The organism is Mycobacterium noviomagense, from assembly GCF_010731635.1.
GTDB classification, from domain to species: Bacteria; Actinomycetota; Actinomycetes; order Mycobacteriales; family Mycobacteriaceae; genus Mycobacterium; species Mycobacterium noviomagense.
In genome coordinates this window covers 979,328-998,143 of the sequence record NZ_AP022583.1, presented here as the reverse complement: position 1 = coordinate 998,143, position 18,816 = coordinate 979,328, and the positions used below count along the sequence as shown (strand labels likewise).

The following is an 18,816-nucleotide window of genomic DNA, read 5'->3' as shown; positions in this document are numbered from 1 at the left end:
TTGCGCGTCAGGATGGCATCGCCGCGCCGAATTGGCCCCTCGGATGCGAAGACCCGCACGATCCTGCTGGACGCGGCTGAGCGGTTGATGCTCGACGAGGGCTGGGCGGCGGTCACCGGCCGCCGGGTGGCCGAGAAGGCCGGCCTGCGGTCTCAGCTGGTGCACTATTACTTCCGCAGCATGGATGATCTGCTGTTGGCGGTGTTTCGCCGTCGCGCCGAACAGGGCTTCAAGGCCAACGGCAAGGCGTTGAGCTCACCGCAACCACTGTGGGCGCTGTGGCGGATGTTCAACAATCCGCCGTTCAGCGTGTTCACCATGGAGCTCTTCGCGTTGGCCAACCACCGCGCTGCGCTGAGAACCGAACTCGCCCACTATGCCGAGCGGTTCCGCGACGAACAGACAACGACTTTCGCCAACGTCCTCAAGGGTTACGGGGTCGACACACGGCAATTGCCGCCGGTGGCCGTGGCTTTCCTGCTGACCGGTGTGCAAGGTGTGCTGTTCATGGAAGAGACCCTTGGCATCTCGGCCGGCCACGTCGAGATGGTCGCGCTGGTCGAGCGTTACCTGCGTCAGCTCGAGGGCGATCCGGTCGTCCCGTGATGAGCCAGCTTCAACTAGGTGCCGTTTCGCGACATGGGCCCTTTCCGGGACGGCTCGAACCGAATTGCATTGCGGCATACGCAGCAGCGACCGGCGACACCACCGCCGCGGTACTTGCGGGAAAAGCCGTGCCCGTCGTCTTTCCGGTCATCCTGGCTTTCGGCGCGCAGCAGGCCGCCAATGCGGATGTGCCGGCAACTGCTTGGCAGCAGGCGCGTGGCGGTCTGCATGGCGAGCATGACATCGTGCTGCACCGTCCACTGATTCCCGATGAGCCGCTGGACACCTGGTCGCAGATTTCAGCCGTGCGGACCGTCCGCGCAGGCACCCAAGGGGTGCTTCACATCGAACAGCTCGACGCTCTAGGCGAGTTGGCCGTCGAACAGTGGTGGACCACTGTGCTGCTCGGCTTGCATTCGATGGCCGATGTAGGGTCGACGCCGCGCGATCACCGCTTCCCGGATTCGGCTCGACACAACTTGATCGGATCGGTGACTCAGCACATCGATGAGCAGGTGGCGCACCGGTACGCCGAGGTGTCCGGCGATTGGTCGGCGCATCACTTCGATATCGACGCAGCGCGCGCGAGCGGCTTCGATTTCCTGTTCACACACGGCCTGTGCACCATGGCGATATGCGCGCATCGTGTGCTCGCTCTCGTCGGCGTCGATGATCCGGGTCGCGTCCGGCGGGTGGCAGTGCGGTTCGCCTCGCCAACACCTCTTGGTGCCGACTTGACGGTGAATGCGTATGGCATTGACGGACGTTCATTCGCTTTCGAAGCGAGCTGCGCAGGTGTAAAGACCATTACTCATGGACGATTGGAGCTGCGGCGATGACGGGTTTGGACATCGGTGTGTACGTGCCCCAGATGGGGTTCTCCTACGACGATGTCCTGCACCGCGCTCTGCGCTGCGAGGAACTCGGCATCGGATCGCTGTGGCTGTACGACCACCTGTACGGACCGGGAGTTCCCGAGATTTCCTCGCTGGAAGCCTGGACCCTGGCGACCGCACTACTGAGCCGTACCGACCGCATCCGGATCGGACACTTGGTGTTGTGCAACCAGTTTCGGCATCCAGTGGTGCTCGCCAAGATGGCCACTACCCTCGACCACATATCGGCTGGCCGATTACAGCTCGGCATCGGCAGCGGCTCTATCGAGGACGAGCACACCAGGGCGGGCCTGCCCTGGGAGACGTTCGCCGAACGGTCGGAGCGCCTGGCCGAGACGCTGGACATTTTGAGCCAGGCATTCAGCAACGGCACCGTCGATTTCGCCGGCAAGCACTACACGATACGCAACATGCCGATCGTGCCCGGGGCTGTTCAGCAGCCTCGTCCGCCGATCATCGTCGGGGGCGTCGGCGAGAAGTACACACTGCCGTTGGTGGCGCGCTACGCCGACGTGTGGAACGTGCCAACCTACGCCCTCGGCCAGTTGGAGCGCAAACTGTCGGTGCTGCGGTCGATCTGCGACGATATCGGCCGCGATGCAGCCACCATCACGTTGTCGGTGGAGGCGGTGATGGCGCTCGCCCCTGATGATAAGTCACTGCCGAAGGTGCGGCAGGTTGCCGAAAAACGCTTCGGCGCAGCAGGGTTCGGTATACACGAAGGTGGGCTGATCGGCACACCGCCAGCGATCGTCGAGCGGCTAAACCAGCTGCGAGAGCTGGGCTTTCAGCAAGTGGTGCTGTTCACACATGACCGGGCGACCGACGAGACGCTGGAATTGCTCGCCTCGAGGGTGATCGCGGCGCTCTGAGGCGTCGTGAGGCCAGTCACGCAGCAGGGCCTCCGCGACACTTAAACATCTGCGACGACACGCCGAGGGACGTCGCAGCGGTTTAAGTATCGCGGAACTCGACGTCAGGGTTCAGCCGGCTGGCGTGAACGTCAGGTGTAGTTCGCTGAGGCCCCGCAAGATGTAGGTCGGCTCGTAGTTGTATCGGCGCTCGCCGGCTGGACCGTGCTTGGCTTCGTTGATCTTGATGTCGTGCATCCGGTCCAGAATGCGCTCGATCGAGACGCGGCCCTCGACGCGCGCTAATGGTCCGCCGGGACAGGAATGCACGCCGCGGGCGAATGCCATGTGCTCTCGGACATTCTTGCGGTCGAGTCGGAATTCGTGCGGGTCCTCGAACCGGCGCGGATCCCGGTTGGCGGCCCCCGGCAACACCATCACGATGGCGCCGGCGGGAATGTCCACACCGCCGACCGTGGTGGGCTTGCGGGCCAGCCGCGAGTCGCTTTTGACCGGGCTCTCGAAGCGCAGGGACTCCTCGATGAATGCCGGGATCAGGCTCCGGTCGTGACGCAGCCGTTGCTGGGTATCCGGACAGTCACCGAGCACCTGCAGCGCGGCGGACAGCAGCTTGGCGGTGGTTTCTTGTCCTGCGGCGAACAGGAAGGTGGCCGAGCGCACCACTTCGATGACTTCGGGGGTGGATCCGTCGGGGTACTTCGCCGTCGCCAGCGCCGTCAGGACATCGTCGCGCGGTTCGCGGCGCCGGTCCTCGATGTAGGAGCAGAACTTCTCGTCGAGCCACTCCAGCGGGTTGATGCCGACCGACTGGTGGTCGAGTGCACCCACCCGCCCACCGGGACGGTCGGCGCCCAGCACGGTGCGGAACTGCTTGTGGTCTTCCTCGGGAACGCCGAGCAGGTCAGCGATGACCAAGGTGGCGAAGGGCTTGGAGTATTCGGCGATGAACTCACACTCGCCCTCGGCGAGGAACTCTTCGAGCTGGCGGTCGGCCAGACGCCACATGAAGTCCTCGTTTTCCTTCAGCCGGCTTGGCGTCAACAGCCTGCTCAGCAGCGACCGTGCCCGGGTGTGATCCGGCGGGTCCATGGTGACCATGTGTTCGAACATCGGGAATTGGTCGCGGTGCGCCTCGATCTGGGCGCTGAGATCGTTGCAGTCCGGTTCGAAGGGCAACGGCGGGAACGGACCGCCCAACGCCACACAGTTCGAAAACGTGTCGGTGTCCTTATATACGGCGGTGGCCTCGTCATAGCCGGTGACGGCGAAGACGTTGTAGTTCGGCAGCTTCAGCACCGGGTTTACGCTGCGCAGATAGTCGAAATAGGGATGCGGATCGGGGACCAGAGACGGGTCGGTGAAGAAATCGACCGATTCGAAGGTGGTCATGCTCTGTCTGCCTCCCGATGCTGCGGTTGGTTTGTCGACGGCCATACAAAACGACGCCAGAGTAGGTAAGGTGCTGAGCACCTGCTTAGCATGACGGTATTGTCATGGTCAAGGTCACACGGTCCGGCGCCGCTACGATCGGCGTGTCCTATGAGCGAACGGAGTCGACCCATGACATCGGCGCGCAGACTCGGGGCGCCGGACGCCAAGAACCGCTCCGTGCTGCTCGACGCCGCCGAGCAGTTGATGCTCGAGGAAGGCTATGCCGCAGTTACTTCTCGCCGAGTCGCGCAGAAGGCCGCGCTCAAGCCGCAGCTCGTTCACTACTACTTCCGCACGATGGACGACTTGTTCTTGGCCGCGTTCCGCCGCCGCGGCGAAGACGGACTTCGGATGCAAGCCCAAGCGCTGCAGTCGCCGCAGCCGCTGTGGGCGCTGTGGCGGTTCAGCACCGATCCCGCGGCCACCGCGCTGACAATGGAGTACGTCGCGCTGGCCAACCATCGCAAGGCGCTCAAGGCCGAAATCGGTTACTACGCCGAGCGTTTCCGGGAAGGGCAAACCAAGGCGGTGTCGACGGTCCTGCAACGGTACGGCATCGATGCCGCCGAGGTGCCGCCGTTGGTGTGGTCGGTGTTGATCACCAGCGTCTCTCGGGTGCTGGTGATGGAGCAGGCGCTTGGCATGTCGCTCGGGCATGCCGAGACTGTGGCTTTCGTCGAGCGCTATCTACACCAGTTCGAGGGTGAGCCACAGCCGAGCGATGCCCTAGCCGCGCGCTGATCCACTGTCACTGTTTTGCATATCCCCACAGCTGTGCTGACGTTCGTTCGCCGTTCGGGTAGGACACGAACTCGATCGGGGTGCCGCAGGGGTCGCGCACGAACAACATCCGCACGCCGCCGATGTCGACCGGCTGCTGTTCGGGCTGGAAGCCGGCGGCGGTGATCGCAGCTAACGTGGCAAGTCGCGGACGCTCAACGAGATGTTCGTATAACCGAGCTTGGCGTCGTGCTGCTGTGGTTCCAAACCGCGGTGTGCGAACTCGAGAAGCTCCACGACGGTGCCGCCGAGCATGCCGCCGACCATCCTGCCGCGGGCACCGACATCTCCGGTGACCGCTTCCATCGACGGGCCCTCCAGCTGCAGATCGAAGAACACGTCGAGGCCGAGCAGGTCACGGTAGAACCGCAAGGAGGCCTCCATGTCGGACACCGCGATGCAGACATGCGAAAACCCCAGGATTTCAAATGGTGCCCAAGGCCCGGCACCGCTTGGTGTACTCCTGGACCATCGCCAGGAAGTTGAGCGGGTTGTAGGCGTCTTCTTCGTAACTCCACAACCCGTCGCCGGCGTAGTGCAGTACCGTCAGGGTCGAGGCCTGATGGATGCTGCCGTCGCCGGGATCTTTCATGCGGTTGAGAATTTTCCCGATGACCCAGCCCCGATCTTCGTCGATCGTGTACCACTCGGCTGGATAGAACGGCATCTCGGAGCCAGGAAAGACACTCATCGTCGAGCCGATCCACTCGCGGTTCGTTCTCTGCCATGCATTTTTCCGTATACATGCTCCAGGTACACGGCGTCCTCGGTGAACAGGTCTGCATAACGCGCCCAGTCCGAGATTTTTCCTATCTCGACGACCTCCTGCTGTACTCACGAAAGGCGCGCTCGATTTCATCGCGTGACCACTTACCCATCTGCTTCTCCGATCAGCTAGCGACGCACGCTTTTTTTGGGTCGCGCGGTTCGGCCACGCCGAGGTTGCCAGCGGGGATGCATCACGGCCTGCAGCGCCTCAGATACCAGAACTTGAAGCGGCTGATGCTCGTCGGTGCCGCCACGCACCCATTGCTGGAACGCGAAATCAGCAGCGGCGAAAGCCAAGTGGACCAGCAAGGCGGGCCGAATGTCACGCTCGGGGTCGGTGCGCATGCGGGTGGCGGTGAGTTTGACCAACCGCCTCTTGTCCTCGGGAGCCATGGTGAGCTTATCGAGCAGGCCGGGAGCGGCCAGGATGGCGGCGCGCCATTTTTCGGTCTCGCTGTCTTCAAAGGCGCTGGTGCGTGCTTCGATCGCGCGCGCCAGCGCCATGTCGGGTGATTCGTCGCCAGGACGCTGTTCGAGCAGCGACGCGATGGCCTCCCAGCCGCGCCGCACCTGGTCCAGGAGCAGTTCTTCTTTGCTAGCGACGTGGCGGAAGAATGTGCTCGGCGAAACACCTGCGGCAGCAGCGATCTGCTCGGTGGTGACGTTGTCGAAACCGTGCGCGGCGAACAGTTGGTAAGCCGCCAACCGGATGTCGGCGCGGATCTGGGCGCGCTGGCGGTCTCGCAACGACGAGGGCTTGGGAGGATGGGGGTCGCGGGTCACCGCACGGCACCGGCGAGTTTGGGCGCGGGCCGTCCGGCGATCAAAGGCAGATCGAGATAGGTCTTGATCCCCGGCCCGGCGGCGCATGCATGCGGGATCGCGTGCACGCAGTGATTGGCGGTGGCTACCACACCGGGGTTTCGCCGCAGGCCCTCGGCGATCGACTCCGGTTGCAAGCCTTTGACAATCAGTTCGACATCGGGGTCGCCGGTGACCTGAATCTCGAAGCGCTCACCGCGCTCCCCGAAACTCCAATTCGGCTCCAAGTTTTCCTCGCCCATCAGCCAGTTCACCGCGGCGGTGATCACGGGCTGGCCGTCGACGAGCGCTTGCCAGCGGAAGCGCCGGGCGGCCACCCTGCCCGGTTCGATGGTGAGGAAGCCCGCGTCGATCGGTGCGGTAGCCACCGCGACTTCCTGGGTCGAGGAGAACGTCGGATCGCGGAATCCCAGATAGTCGGCCACCATCCACGCCGAGGATTTGAAACCCCCTTCCAGCAGGCTGGCCATCGGGCTGCGCGCAGCCTCCTCCGGTGTGGCGCCGAAGCCCATGATGTGACGCACCACGTCGGGTGCGTTGTAGGTGCGGATGTCGGAGAACTCCTCGGCCCGCACATGCGTGATGGCCGCGGACAACGCTGAAATCATCAGGGGGAACTTCTCGGTGATCCCGCCGGGATGAATGCCTGAGCCATGCAACGTCACACCGCCGTCGAGGCAGGCCTGCTCGATGGCTTGCACCCGCGGATCGGTTCGGTCCGGGTACACCCAACCGACCGGTGTGACGACGTTCTTACCCGACCGCAGAATGGTTTTCACTTCGTCGTCGTTGGGAATCAGCGGCGAGTACACGACGCAGTCGGCGCCCACCGCAAGGACGTCATCCTTGTTCGAGGTGGCCTTCACGCCCAATGGCTCGCGACCCAGGATCTCACCGACGTCGCGGCCGTCCTTATCGGCGCTGTGGACCCAGCAGCCGACCAATTCGAGTTCGGGATGATTGAGCACGGCCTCGATCGCCGCCTTACCGACACCACCGGTAGCCCATTGAATGACTTTGAGGGTCTTGGTGTTTCGTGGTTCCATCGACCACCGTCCTACTCGAACCTGGACAATACCGCGAGCGACTCCTTAACCAGAAGCGTATGGCGAGTTGAGAGTGACTGTCAATCCGCCTGCAATTGCTCCGTTATGCGGTTTGGGGAGTAGCCGGACGTGGGGTTCCTATGTTGCTCCTGCCTGGTTCCGCGCGGGAGCGGAAACCCCTGCCTTTCAACTGAATAGTGGGGTCTTCACCGCGGGTTGGTGCTGCGTTTCGTCACCCGCTCTGCGGCCTGCCAGTGTGCGTCTGCAACCCACAGCCGGGCAAAGGATGCTATCGCTTCATCGGCCGAAACGCCGCTGATTACGCGCTTTATCTCAGCGGCCGGCCGGTTCGCCAGCGACCTGGCGAGCGAGCGCCACCCCTCGTCGAACAACGACCGGGGCAACACCACGTCTACCAACCCGATCCGCGCGGCCTCCGCGGCGTCAAGCACAGTGCCACTTCCCGCGAGCAGGAGCGCCTTACCCCTTCCGATCAATGCCGCCAGCCGCTCGGCGCCGCCCCAGGCCGGCATGATTTCCAGCGCCACCTGATTGAAGCCGATCTTGATGTCGTCGGCAGCGACTCGGATGTCAGCGGCGACTGCGACCTCGGCCCCGCCGCCGAGTGCATGACCGTTCAGCGCGGCGATCACCGGGGCGGGAAAGCCGGCGAGTCGATCGCAGATCGTCCGCATGCGCCGCGCCATGGCTGCCGCATCGGCTTCGGATCTGAGGCTGCTGAGTTCCTTGAGATCACCGCCGGAGACGAAGGCCCGGTCGCCGGCCCCGGTGATGACCAAGGCGCTCGCTCCTTCAGCCGCATCGAGCGCCTTTTCCAACTGCTCCATGGTTTCGAGCGCGATGGCATTGCGGGCATGCGGGCGATCAATGGTCAATACGGCAAGCCCTTGGTCGAACTCCACGTCCACCATGTGCCGCACTCCATTAGGTGATATTGGCATTCTCCTGTACGGAGAATAGCATGTCCCCACTGCCGTGCTTTTCGTCGGTTGGAGTCCGATCTATGCGAACCATCCCTGCCGAATTGGTCGAGCGGTACCAGCGCGAGGGCTGGTGGACGCAAGACACGCTCGGTCAGATGCTTGCGCGTGGCCTGCGCGCCGCGCCACACACTGAGTTTCGCGTCCACTCCCAAGTGCGGTCGTGGACCGGAACCTTCCGCGACGTCGAGTTGGTGGCCCGGCGTCTTGCGGCCGGATGGCATGCTCGCGGTGTCGGTCCGGGCGACGTGGTGGCGTTCCAGTTGCCGAACTGGATGGAAGCCGCCGCAGTGTTCTGGGCATCGGCATTCCTCGGCGCTGTGGCGGTGCCGATTGTGCACTTTTACGGTCGAAAAGAATTGGCGCACATACTGTCTACTGCGCAGCCGCGGGTATTCGTCACCGCCGAGTTCGGGCCGATGTCACTTCAGGAGGATCTGTGGGACGACGTGGCGATCGTCGGTGTGGTTGGCCAGGACTTCGACGACTTGCTCGGGCCCGAACCGTTGGACGGCAACATCCCCACCGACCCCGCCGCGGCGGCGGTCATCGCCTTCACCTCCGGCACGACCAGTGCCCCCAAGGGAGTGGTCCACAGTCACCAGACGCTGGGCTGCGAGACTCGGCAACTGTTCGAGGGATATCCCCCGAACCGCGGCCGGCAGCTGACGGCAGCTCCGGTCGGCCACTTCATCGGCATGCTCAGCGCGTTTCTGGTTCCTGTGCTCGAAGGCGCGGCCATCAACCTCTGCGACGCCTGGGATCCGGCCCGGGTGCTCGAGTTGATGAAAAGCGACGGTCTGGCAATCGGCGGCGGGCCGCCCTACTTCTTCACCAGCCTTCTCGACCACCCCGACTTCACCGACGAACACCTGCAGAGCATGCGCACCGCCGGCTTGGGCGGGGCGGCGATCCCCGCGGCGTTCGCCCGGCGGCTGGCCGAACACGGCATCCATGTCTTCCGGTCCTACGGCAGCACCGAGCACCCCTCGATCACACTGACGCCGCACGACGCACCAGCGCGGAAGCGGCTGTTCACCGACGGATTGCCGCGGCCCGGGGTGGAAATTCGGCTTGACGACGACGGCGAAATCCTGAGCCGCGGACCGGATCTGTGTCTGGGCTACACCGACGAGGGGTTGACCGCACGCGCCTTCGACGACGACGGCTGGTACCGGACCGGGGATGTGGGCGTTCTCGACGACGACGGGTACCTCACAATTACTGACCGCAAGTCGGACATCATCATCCGCGGTGGGGAGAACATCAGCGCCCTGGAGGTCGAAGAAGTTCTCTTGGCCATGCCGGCGGTGGCGGAAGCGGTGGTGGTTGGCGCGCCCGATGCCCGCCTCGGCGAGCACGCCGCCGCGGTGCTGCGGATCCGGCCCGGCTGCGTCATGCCGACTCTGGAGGAGATTCGCGAGCACTTCCAGCGCACGGGCGTGGCCAGGCAGAAATGGCCCGAGGAACTGCACCAGGTCGACGACTACCCGCGCACCGCAAGCGGCAAGGTACAGAAGCAGTTAGTGCGCAAGGGCATTGCGGTATGCTCGAAGCGAGAATATCATTCTCCAAAATAGCAATGGAGGATTCATGTCCACGACCGATCTGTCGTACCCGCTCTTCGACGCGGACAACCACCTGTACGAGACGCAGGAGTCGCTGACCAAGTACTTGCCCAAGAAGTACAAGGACGTGATCCAGTACGTCCAGGTCAACGGTCGGACCAAGATCGCGATTCGCGGAGTGATCAGCGACTACATTCCCAACCCGACCTTTGAGGTGGTCGCCCGCCCCGGAGCGATGGAGGAGTACTTCAAGAACGGCAACCCCGAAGGCAAGACCCGGCGCGAGATTTTCGGTGAGCCGATGCGCGCCATTCCGGCGTTTCGCGAGCCCGGCCCGCGCCTGGAATTGATGAACGAGTTGGGTGTGGACCGCTCGCTGATGTTCCCGACGCTGGCCAGCCTGGTCGAGGAGCGCATGCGCGACGACCCCGAACTCATCCACGTGGTGGTGCACGCGCTGAACCAGTGGCTCGACGAGGTATGGGGATTCAACTACCAGAACCGGATTTTCACGGTGCCGGTGGTGAGCCTGCCCATCGTCGAGAAGGCGATCGAAGAGCTCGAGTGGGTGGTGGCGCGCGGCGCGCGGGCGATCCTGGTGCGTCCGGCACCGGTGCCCGGCTATCGCGGTCCACGGTCGTTTGCGTTGCCGGAGTTCGACCCGTTCTGGCAACGTTGCGTGGAGCACGACGTGCTGGTCGCCATGCACTCGTCGGACTCCGGCTATGCCCGCTACACCGCCGAGTGGGACGGCAGCGACAAGGAAATGCTGCCGTTCCAGACCAATGCGTTCGCGATGGTAAACGAGTGGCGGCCGGTGCAGGATGCGGTGGCTTCCTGGGTGATTCACGGTGCGCTGTACCGAATTCCGCAGTTGAAGGTTGCAGTCATCGAAGCCGGGTCGAAATGGCTGTTCCCGTTGCTGGACCAACTGGCCGACGTGTACAAGAAGACCCCGGAAAGCTTCCCCGGGGGTGACCCGGTCGAAGAGATCAAGAACCGCATCCACATCAGTCCCTTCTATGAGGACGGCATCGACCGGCTGATCGACCTGATTGGTGTGGACCGGGTGCTCTACGGCTCGGACTACCCGCACCCGGAGGGGCTGGCCCAGCCGCGGCACTACGCGGATGCGTTGCAGCACTTGCCTGTCGAGGATCAAGCGAAGATCATGGGCGGCAACCTGTCTCGACTCGTTTCGGTGTGACGATCTCGGCATGAAATGGGCGACCATCCCGGAGATGGTCTTGAGTGCGGCGGACCGCTTCGGAGATGCCGAAGCGGTCGTTGACGGTTCGCTGCGGCTTAGCTTTGCCCAGCTGATCGATCGGATCCGCTGCGCCGCGGGAGCTTTCGCAGGTATCGGCATCGAGAAGGGCGAACGGGTGGCCATCTGGGCGCCCAACTGTGCTGAATGGATCATCGCGGCTTTCGGCCTGCTGACCGCCGGTGGTGTGCTGGTCCCCGTCAATACCCGGTTCAAGACCGCTGAGGCCGCAGACATCATCTGCCGCAGCAGGGTCAAAGCCGTGCTTGTCGCAAAGGGTTTCCTGGGCCAAGATTTCGCGGTCCCCGCCGATGTGCCGGCGATCGACTTGAAGTCAGACTTCCTCGCCAGCGGATCACCGTTCGAGCGCGCGGTCAGCGCGGACGACATCGCCGATATCCTCTATACCTCGGGCACCACCGGACGGCCCAAGGGCGTCATGATGAACCATGCGCAAACCCTGCGGAATTACGCGGACTGGTGCGACCTGGCCGACTTGCGCGAAGGCGACCGCTATCTGATGATCAACCCGTTCTTTCACACGTTCGGGTACAGAGCAGGCTGCATCGCATCGCTGATTCGGGGCGCCACCATGATCCCTGTAGCAGTCTTCGAGATCAACCGAGTACTGGAACTGATTGAGCGCGAACGCATTACCATGCTGCCCGGGCCTCCGACGCTGTACCACTCGCTGCTGGCGGCGCAAGGCAAGAGCGATATGTCGTCATTGCGGGCAGCAGTGACTGGAGCGGCGGACATCCCCGTGGAACTGGTTCGGAGGGTGCGCAGTGAGCTGCCGTTCCAGTCGATCATGACCGGCTACGGTTTGACCGAAGCCGGAACGGTCACCGCCTCGCGCCGCGGCGACTCGTTTGAGGACATCGCGACCACCGCAGGCACACCCTGCGACGGGATCGAGGTGCGCATTGCCGACGATGGTGAAGTCCTGGTCCGTGGTTACAGCGTCATGCAGGGCTACCTCGACGACCCGGCGGCCACCGCCGAGGCGATCGACAACGACGGCTGGCTGCACACCGGTGATCTGGGTAGCCTGGATTCGGCTGGCCGGCTGCGTATCGACGGACGCAAGAAGGACATGTTCATCGTGGGCGGATTCAACGCCTATCCGGCGGAGATCGAGGGCTTCTTGCTCGAGCATCCCGCGGTGGCGCAAGCAGCGGTGATCGGCGTTGCCGACGAGCGGCTCGGCGAGGTCGGTAAGGCTTTCGTGGTGCTGGAAGATGCCCTGTCGCACGACGATTTGCTCACCTGGTGCCGGCAGCGGATGGCGGGATTCAAGGTTCCGCGATACGTCGAATTCGTCGACGAACTGCCGCTGAACGCCGCCGGGAAGGTGATGAAGGACCAGCTCCGGTGAACTCCGTCGACCTGCAGTCCATGGTGATCGCCTCGGACTACCGCGTCCCCGATCCAACGCGGGTGTGGCCTCTGCTTCAGCGCCGCAAGTCGGCGCTGACCGAAATCGGCGCCCGCCACGTGGTGGTGTACGCGTCGACCGTTGAATACGGCCGTGTCTTGGTGACTATCGGCGTTCGCAATCGCGAGCCGATCGTCGACCTGCTGCGCTCGCGGGTGTTCTTCGACTGGTTCGACGCTGTCGGCGTCACAGACATTCCAGCAGTGTTCGCGGGTGAGACGGTCGAACGAATCGAATTGATCCAGTCGTCGCCGGCTGAGCCTCCGAGCGTCATTCTTGCCGCGATGACGTCGGTGGCAGATGTCTCGACCTTGGTTGAGCAAGTCCATGCCGCACTCGACAGGTTCAAGGCCGCCGGTGTCGAAAAGACCTGGATCTACCGGGCTTTCGATGATCCGCGTGAGGTGATGATCCTCCAGCAGATCGACAACGATACCAATGCGCGACGCTGGATCGACCATCCGGATGCGGCAGCGGAGTGGATGGACGGTGTGGGCAGGGGAGCCTATCCGCCGATCTTCATCGGCCGGTTTCTTCACATGATGCGCATCGATGACACGCACTGATCGGGTCAACCGATGTATGTGTGCCTGTGCAACGGTGTCACCAGCCATACGGTGGCCGATGCGGTCGCGAACGGCGCGTCGAGCACCAAGAAAGTCGCCGAGGCATGTGGCGCGGGCGCGGAGTGTGGCCGGTGTCGACGTACCGTGCGCGCGATCATCACGTCCTCGCGCACCGAACGCGAAGTGCGCCAACGCTAATTTCTCAGGGCGAGCAGACGCAAAATCCCCGGATTCGGCCTCGAAAAGGGGGCTTTTGCGTCTGCTCGCCAGAGCAACCGGGCGTTATCGGCGGGCACTGCCGTCCGGAGAGGTGGGCCGGGCGAGTTCAGCGAGTAGGTCAGGGATGTCGAAGCGGGGGACGACGACTTCGACGAACACCATCCGGTCCTGATGCTCGGCAGCGGCGGTGAAGGCGTCGTCGAGCTCGCCGTAGGTCTGCGCCCGAAACACGAGATGGTTCATCACCCCGAGCGCTCGTGGCACGTCGGCCCACTTCCAGCTGACAATGTCGTTGTAGCAGGCGGTTTTTCCGTGTATCGCCCGTTCGACTGTGTAGCCGTCGTTGTTGACCACCACGATGACAGGAGTGAGACCTTCACGGGAGAAGACGCCCAGCTCCTGGACGGTCAACTGGGCGGCGCCATCACCGATCAGCAGCACTGTGCGGCGATCCCGATGGGCCAGGCCGGCCCCGAGTGCCGCCGGCAGCGTGTAGCCGATCGATCCCCACAGTGGTTGGCCGATGAACGTGACACCGTGAGGAAGCCGGTGGCATGCCATCCCGTAAAACGATGTGCCCTGATCGGCGAGCACCACGTTTCCTGGGGTCAACGCGGCGGAAAGCCTGTCCCACAAGGTTTTCTGAGTCAGCGGTTGCTCTCGCGACGGAACCTCCACAGGGCCGTCGTCCGATGCCCGAGCGACCGGCGCAGACGTGATTCCGCGCTGGGCGACAATCGCGGCCAGCGCTTCCAGTGCGGCCGACATTTCCAGCGGCGCGAACACCTGGCCCGCCACGGTGCTCTGGTCCACGCCGACGTCGATGGTCCGGGCCGGGTTGATGCGCTGGCTGAAGAAGCTGCTGACCATGTCGGTGAACACCACACCGACCGTCACCAGCACCGGCGCTTCCTCGATCGCGCGGCGCACCGGCCCGGCGCTGGCTGCGCCCACGTAGATGCCGAGGAAGTTGGGTGCGCTCTCGTCGACCAGGCTTTTGCCCCACATCAAGGTGGCGTGCGGCACCACGTCGGCCGCCAGCAACGCCTCGAGTTGGGGTATTGCATCCAGGCGATGGACGAGGTAGTCCGCCAGCACGGTGACTTGGTGATCGGCGATCAGTTTGGTCGCGGCCTCGATGAAGAGCGATAGCGCCCGCGGGCTGGTGCCGCCGGTATAGCGAGGCAAAGGCGCCGCAGGCGGTTCGGCCGGAAAGCGCGCCACATCAGTAGCCATCAAGATATATCCCGGCTGCTTTTGTTCCCGCACTTCCGACAGCACCCGGTCGATCTCTCTGGTCGCTGTCGCCGGCATGAGTGCTGTTTGGGCGCAGGTGATTTCGCGACTGATCCGCAGGAAGTGCTCGAAGTCGCCGTCGCCGAGCGAATGGTGCAGCGCCCGACGCGTGCCCTGAGCGTCTTTGGAAGGACCGCCGACGATGTGCACCACGGGTACGTGCTCGGCGTAGCTACCGGCGATCGCGTTGGCTGCCGAGAGCTCACCAACTCCGAATGTGGTGACCACAGCAGACATTCCGCGCAGCCGCCCGTAACCGTCGGCGGCATAGCCGGCGTTCAGCTCGTTGGCGTTGCCCACCCAGCGAACATCGGGATGGGCGACGATGTGGTCGAGGAATTCCAGGTTGTAGTCGCCGGGTACACCGAAGATTTCCGAGATACCGAGTTCGGCGAGCCGATCGAGCAGATAGTCACCGACGGTGTAGGAAACTTCGGCACCAGTCACGACTACGACGCTACCCTCGGCCGAAAACACCCCCGGGACTGCCGCGGCTGGCTATCGTGCGGGCCATGCCAATCAAGGAAACTCGCGAAGTCGTCATCGAAGCAAGCCCCGAGGAGATCCTCGACGTGATCGCCGACCTGGAGTCCCTGACCGAGTGGTCGTCGGCGCATCAGAGCGCCGAAGTGGTCGAAAGGGGGGACGACGGCCGGCCCAAGGTCGCGCGGATGAAAGTGAAGGCCGCCGGCATCACCGACGAGCAAGTGGTGGCCTACACCTGGGGCGACAACACGGTGAGCTGGACGCTGGTGAGCGCCAATCAACAGCGCGCGCAGGACGCCGTCTACACCCTGACACCGGAGGGCGACAAGACCCGGGTGAAGTTCGACATCACCATCGACCCGATGGTGCCGCTGCCCGGGTTCCTGCTCAAACGGACCATCAAAGGGGTGATGGACACCTCGACCGAGGGATTGCGCAAGCGGGTGCTGAGCGTGAAGAAGGGTCGTTAGTGACCGGACCTTTGGCGGGAGTGAAGGTCATCGAACTCGGCGGCATCGGGCCCGGACCGCATACCGGAATGGTGCTCGCCGACCTGGGCGCCGATGTCGTGCGGGTGCGCCGACCTGGCGGGCTCACCATGCCGCCCGAGGACCGCGACTTGCTGCATCGCGGTAAACGCATCGTCGACCTGGACGTTAAGGAGCAGCCGCAGGCGCTGCTGCGGTTGGCCGCCAAGGCCGACGTGCTGCTGGACTGCTTTCGGCCGGGCACCTGCGAGCGACTCGGAATCGGCCCCGACGACTGCGCGTCGGTCAATCCCCGGCTGGTCTTCGCCCGCATCACAGGTTGGGGACAGGACGGTCCACTGGCGGCGACTGCGGGCCACGACATCAACTACTTGTCGGTCACCGGGGTGCTGTCCGCGCTGGGGTATCGCGACCGGCCGCCGCTGCCGCCGCTGAACCTGGTCGCCGACTTCGGCGGCGGTTCGATGCTGGTGCTGTTGGGCATCGTCGCTGCACTGTATGAACGGGAGCGTTCGGGCAAGGGTCAGGTCATCGACGCCGCGATGGTCGACGGCGTCAGCATGCTCGCGCAGATGATGTGGACGATGAAGACGACCGGCGCACTGCGCGACGAACGCGAATCGTTCCTGCTCGACGGCGGCGCCCCGTTCTACCGCTGCTACGAGACCGCCGACGGCAAGTACATGGCCGTCGGCGCTATCGAGCCGCAGTTCTTCGCCGAGCTGCTGAGTGGTCTGGGGCTTAGCGCCGACGAGGTGCCGGGCCAGTTGGACATCGGCGGGTACGGACGAATGCGCGAGGTCTTCACCGAACGCTTCGCCCGCAAGACGCGCGACGAGTGGACGGAGATTTTCGCCGGCACAGATGCCTGTGTGACGCCGGTGTTGACGTGGAGCGAAGCCGCCGCCCACCCGCATATGACCGCACGCGAGACGGTGATCAACGTCAACGGCGTCGAACAGGCGGCGCCTGCGCCGCGGTTCTCCCGCACGCCGGCCGAGCCGGTTGGGCCACCTCCCGCGGCCATTACGGCGCTGGACGAAATCGGTTGGTAAGCGCAGATTCGCCGTCGAAGGGCGAACGCGTTGCTAGCTTGATGGTAGTGGCCGTACGCGCATCCCGAGAAATTGTCATCGACGCGCCGCCGGAAGCGATCATGGAGGCGCTCGCCGACGTCGACGCGGTGCCGTCGTGGTCCTCAGTGCACAAACGAGCCGAAGTCATCGACACCTATCCCGACGGCCGGCCGCACCACGTCGAGGTCACCGTCAAGGTGATCGGCATCGTGGACCAAGAACTCCTCGAATACAACTGGGGCCCAGACTGGCTGGTGTGGGATGCCGAGAAGACCGTTCACCAGCACGGTCAGCATGTCGAGTACACGCTGCACCGCGAAGGCGACCAAAAGACCCGTGTGCGCTTCGACATCACGCTCGAACCCTCAGCGCCGATACCCGAGTTCCTGATCAAACGAGCCCGAAAGGCCGTGCTGCATGTCGCGACAGAGGGACTGCGCAGCCGCGTCATGGGTGGTCTCGGCGCCGAGCGGTCGAAGTAGGTGGCGAGGTGGCAGTACAAGCATCGCGGGAAATCGTTATTGACGCGCCGCCGGATGTGATCATGGAGGCGCTCGCCGATGTCAGCACGTTGACGTCGTGGTCAGCGGTGCACAAACAGGTTGAAGTACTGGATCGCTACGACGACGGTCGTCCCCACCATGTCAAGGCCACCGTCAAGATTTTTGGGATGGTCGACAACGAAATCCTGGAATACCACTGGGGTCCCGATTGGGTGGTGTGGGATGCCGAATCGACATTCCAGCAGCATGGCCAGCATGTCGAGTACACCCTCAAGCGGGAGGGCATCGACAAGACGCGGGTGCGCTTCGACATCACCGTCGAACCGTCGGGGCCGATTCCCGAGTTCGTGGTCAAGCGGGCCAGCAACATCGTCTTGGGCACGGCGACCGAGGGCCTGCGCGAGCGGGTCATGGGTAAGACTAAGGACGCACGTCAGCGACAATAGCCGGACCGTCGCGCAGCGCAGTCAGCCGCCGGATCGCCTCGTCGAGCGTGTCGTCGTGTTTGGCGAAAGTGAACCGCACCAAGTGATTCCAGAGCCGCGCGTGTTCGGCGGCGGGGTCGCAGAACGCCGACATCGGGATCGCGGCCACGCCGAGCTTCACCGGTAGTGCCGCGCAGAATGCGGAGCTGTCGTCGTAGCCCAGCGGGCGGGGGTCGGCGCACAGAAAGTAGGTGCCCGAGCTGTCGTGGACCTCGAAGCCGATCTCGGCCAGTGCGTTCGCCAGCCGGTCACGCCGTTGCTGTAGGGAGGTGCGCAGGCGGGCCACCCAGGCCTCTTCGCTGTTGAGCGCATGGGCAACCGCCGGCTGGAACGGAGCGCCGCCGACGTAGCTCAGGTATTGCTTGGCCGCCCGCACTCCGGCGACGAGTTTTGCTGGGCCGCAGGCCCATCCGATCTTCCAGCCGGTGCAGTTGAACATCTTGGCAGCGCTGGAGATAGTGATCGTGCGCTCGGCCATGCCTGGGTAGGTGGCCGGTGGCAGATGACGGCGCCCGTCATACACCAGGTGCTCGTAGACCTCGTCGGAGACGACCAAGAGGTCCGCGTTGTTGGCGATCTCCGCGATGGCGGCTACCTCGTTTTCGGAGAACACCATGCCGGTCGGGTTGTGCGGCGAGTTGACGATCAACGCTTTGGTGCGCGGCGTCACTGCGCGCCGGAGCGCGTCGGCGTCGAGCGCGAAGCCGCGGCCATCGGGCACCAGCGGCACAATCACCCGCGGCGCGCCGGCCATCGCCACCACCGGCGAGTACGAGTCATAGAACGGCTGCAGCAGGATCACCTCGTCGCCGGGCTCAACCAGTCCGAGCACCGCCCCAGCGATTGCCTCGGTCGCGCCGACCGTCACCAGCACCTCGGTGTCTGGGTCGTAATCGATGCCGAAGTGCCGTCTGCGCTGCGCGGCGATGGCCTGCCGCAGCTCCGATATGCCAATGCCAGGCGGGTACTGGTTGACGCCGTGGGCGATCGCGTCCTGCGCGGCTTTCAGCATCCCGGGTGGGCCGTCCTCGTCGGGAAAGCCCTGACCGAGGTTGACCGCGCCGACGCGCGCGGCCAGCGCCGACATCTCGGCGAACACCGTGGTCGCGTACGGCTGCAGTCGCGACACTGTCATGGGTGTTGAGCCTAGGGCGCTTGCCGGTCGCCGCTGTACCAACCAACAGGTTGATCGGGGCTGCTGT

20 protein-coding genes and 1 pseudogene are annotated in these 18,816 nt (G+C 64.2%); 13 read left to right on the top strand and 8 right to left on the bottom strand.

What is annotated here, in order from left to right; translation table 11 throughout:
* Positions 1-12: 12 nt before the first annotated feature.
* The 3 genes from G6N15_RS04530 (at position 13) to G6N15_RS04520 (ending at position 2,374) form a co-directional block, all read left to right on the top strand.
* On the top strand, positions 13-606 hold the full coding sequence (locus G6N15_RS04530) for a TetR/AcrR family transcriptional regulator (RefSeq protein ID WP_083087599.1): 594 nt from the start codon (positions 13-15) through the stop codon (positions 604-606).
* Positions 607-734: 128 nt separating this feature from the next.
* On the top strand, positions 735-1,445 hold the full coding sequence (locus G6N15_RS04525; protein WP_232070349.1) for a MaoC/PaaZ C-terminal domain-containing protein: 711 nt from the start codon (positions 735-737) through the stop codon (positions 1,443-1,445).
* Positions 1,442-2,374 (top strand): LLM class flavin-dependent oxidoreductase, encoded by a 933-nt coding sequence (locus G6N15_RS04520; protein ID WP_083087601.1) that lies wholly within the window; start codon positions 1,442-1,444, stop codon positions 2,372-2,374. The genes G6N15_RS04525 and G6N15_RS04520 overlap by 4 nt, the downstream gene beginning before the upstream one ends.
* Before the next feature lie 111 nt (positions 2,375-2,485).
* On the opposite strand, the gene G6N15_RS04515 is transcribed toward G6N15_RS04520, so the two are convergent.
* Positions 2,486-3,763 carry a cytochrome P450 gene (locus tag G6N15_RS04515; protein ID WP_083087602.1) on the bottom strand — a complete coding sequence of 426 codons (1,278 nt, stop codon included), beginning with the start codon at positions 3,761-3,763 and terminating at the stop codon, positions 2,486-2,488.
* Positions 3,764-3,934: 171 nt separating this feature from the next.
* Between G6N15_RS04515 and G6N15_RS04510 the strand changes: the two genes are divergently transcribed.
* Positions 3,935-4,546 (top strand): TetR/AcrR family transcriptional regulator, encoded by a 612-nt coding sequence (locus G6N15_RS04510; protein WP_083087603.1) that lies wholly within the window; start codon positions 3,935-3,937, stop codon positions 4,544-4,546.
* 171 nt (positions 4,547-4,717) lie between these two features.
* On the opposite strand, the gene G6N15_RS23090 is transcribed toward G6N15_RS04510, so the two are convergent.
* The 5 genes and pseudogenes from G6N15_RS23090 to G6N15_RS04485 form a co-directional block, all read right to left on the bottom strand.
* Complete coding sequence (locus G6N15_RS23090) at positions 4,718-4,969, bottom strand: VOC family protein (RefSeq protein WP_232070348.1); 252 nt, start codon at positions 4,967-4,969, stop codon at positions 4,718-4,720.
* Between the two features lie 40 nt (positions 4,970-5,009).
* Positions 5,010-5,463, bottom strand: a pseudogene (locus tag G6N15_RS23725) (nuclear transport factor 2 family protein).
* A 16-nt stretch (positions 5,464-5,479) separates the two neighbouring features.
* The gene (locus G6N15_RS04495; protein WP_232070346.1) at positions 5,480-6,136 is read right to left on the bottom strand and encodes a TetR/AcrR family transcriptional regulator; all 657 of its coding nucleotides are present in this window, start codon (positions 6,134-6,136) and stop codon (positions 5,480-5,482) included.
* The gene (locus tag G6N15_RS04490; protein ID WP_083087605.1) at positions 6,133-7,221 is read right to left on the bottom strand and encodes an NAD(P)H-dependent amine dehydrogenase family protein; all 1,089 of its coding nucleotides are present in this window, start codon (positions 7,219-7,221) and stop codon (positions 6,133-6,135) included. The genes G6N15_RS04495 and G6N15_RS04490 overlap by 4 nt, the downstream gene beginning before the upstream one ends.
* A 206-nt stretch (positions 7,222-7,427) precedes the next feature.
* A complete protein-coding gene (locus G6N15_RS04485; protein WP_083087606.1) occupies positions 7,428-8,153 on the bottom strand; it encodes an enoyl-CoA hydratase/isomerase family protein in 726 nt (241 codons plus the stop codon).
* 92 nt (positions 8,154-8,245) lie between these two features.
* On the opposite strand from G6N15_RS04485, the gene G6N15_RS04480 reads away from it, so the two are divergent.
* Genes G6N15_RS04480 through G6N15_RS04460 form a run of 5 tightly spaced genes read left to right on the top strand, consistent with a single transcriptional unit; the run spans position 8,246 to position 13,259 of the window.
* Positions 8,246-9,802 (top strand): AMP-binding protein, encoded by a 1,557-nt coding sequence (locus tag G6N15_RS04480; RefSeq protein WP_083087607.1) that lies wholly within the window; start codon positions 8,246-8,248, stop codon positions 9,800-9,802.
* A 13-nt stretch (positions 9,803-9,815) separates the two neighbouring features.
* Positions 9,816-10,997: an amidohydrolase family protein gene (locus tag G6N15_RS04475; protein WP_083087608.1), complete on the top strand. Its 1,182-nt coding sequence runs from the start codon at positions 9,816-9,818 to the stop codon at positions 10,995-10,997.
* A 10-nt stretch (positions 10,998-11,007) separates the two neighbouring features.
* Positions 11,008-12,435, top strand: a complete 1,428-nt coding sequence (locus tag G6N15_RS04470; RefSeq protein ID WP_083087609.1) for a FadD3 family acyl-CoA ligase — start codon at positions 11,008-11,010, stop codon at positions 12,433-12,435.
* Entirely contained in the window at positions 12,432-13,061 is a 630-nt protein-coding gene (locus G6N15_RS04465; protein ID WP_083087610.1) for a type 2 periplasmic-binding domain-containing protein, read from the top strand. Before G6N15_RS04470 ends, G6N15_RS04465 begins: the two co-directional genes overlap by 4 nt.
* 12 nt (positions 13,062-13,073) lie before the next feature.
* Positions 13,074-13,259, top strand: a complete 186-nt coding sequence (locus G6N15_RS04460) for a (2Fe-2S)-binding protein (protein WP_083087611.1) — start codon at positions 13,074-13,076, stop codon at positions 13,257-13,259.
* A gap of 84 nt (positions 13,260-13,343) precedes the next feature.
* Here G6N15_RS04460 and G6N15_RS04455 read toward each other — a convergent pair whose 3' ends face one another.
* Positions 13,344-15,023: an alpha-keto acid decarboxylase family protein gene (locus tag G6N15_RS04455; RefSeq protein WP_179961779.1), complete on the bottom strand. Its 1,680-nt coding sequence runs from the start codon at positions 15,021-15,023 to the stop codon at positions 13,344-13,346.
* Between the two features lie 65 nt (positions 15,024-15,088).
* On the opposite strand from G6N15_RS04455, the gene G6N15_RS04450 reads away from it, so the two are divergent.
* From G6N15_RS04450 to G6N15_RS04435, 4 genes are read left to right on the top strand one after another with little or no spacing between them, the layout of a single operon-like run.
* Entirely contained in the window at positions 15,089-15,532 is a 444-nt protein-coding gene (locus G6N15_RS04450) for an SRPBCC family protein (protein ID WP_083087613.1), read from the top strand.
* The gene (locus G6N15_RS04445) at positions 15,532-16,605 is read left to right on the top strand and encodes a CaiB/BaiF CoA transferase family protein (RefSeq protein WP_139797823.1); all 1,074 of its coding nucleotides are present in this window, start codon (positions 15,532-15,534) and stop codon (positions 16,603-16,605) included. The genes G6N15_RS04450 and G6N15_RS04445 overlap by 1 nt, the downstream gene beginning before the upstream one ends.
* Positions 16,606-16,652: 47 nt before the next feature.
* Positions 16,653-17,108: an SRPBCC family protein gene (locus G6N15_RS04440; RefSeq protein WP_083087663.1), complete on the top strand. Its 456-nt coding sequence runs from the start codon at positions 16,653-16,655 to the stop codon at positions 17,106-17,108.
* Positions 17,109-17,116: 8 nt separating this feature from the next.
* Positions 17,117-17,575, top strand: coding sequence for an SRPBCC family protein (locus G6N15_RS04435; protein WP_083087614.1), 459 nt, complete (start codon positions 17,117-17,119; stop codon positions 17,573-17,575).
* Here the strand turns inward: G6N15_RS04435 and G6N15_RS04430 are convergent.
* A complete protein-coding gene (locus G6N15_RS04430) occupies positions 17,550-18,749 on the bottom strand; it encodes a pyridoxal phosphate-dependent aminotransferase (RefSeq protein WP_083087615.1) in 1,200 nt (399 codons plus the stop codon). The two genes, G6N15_RS04435 and G6N15_RS04430, sit on opposite strands and share 26 nt — an antisense overlap.
* Positions 18,750-18,816 lie beyond the last annotated feature (67 nt).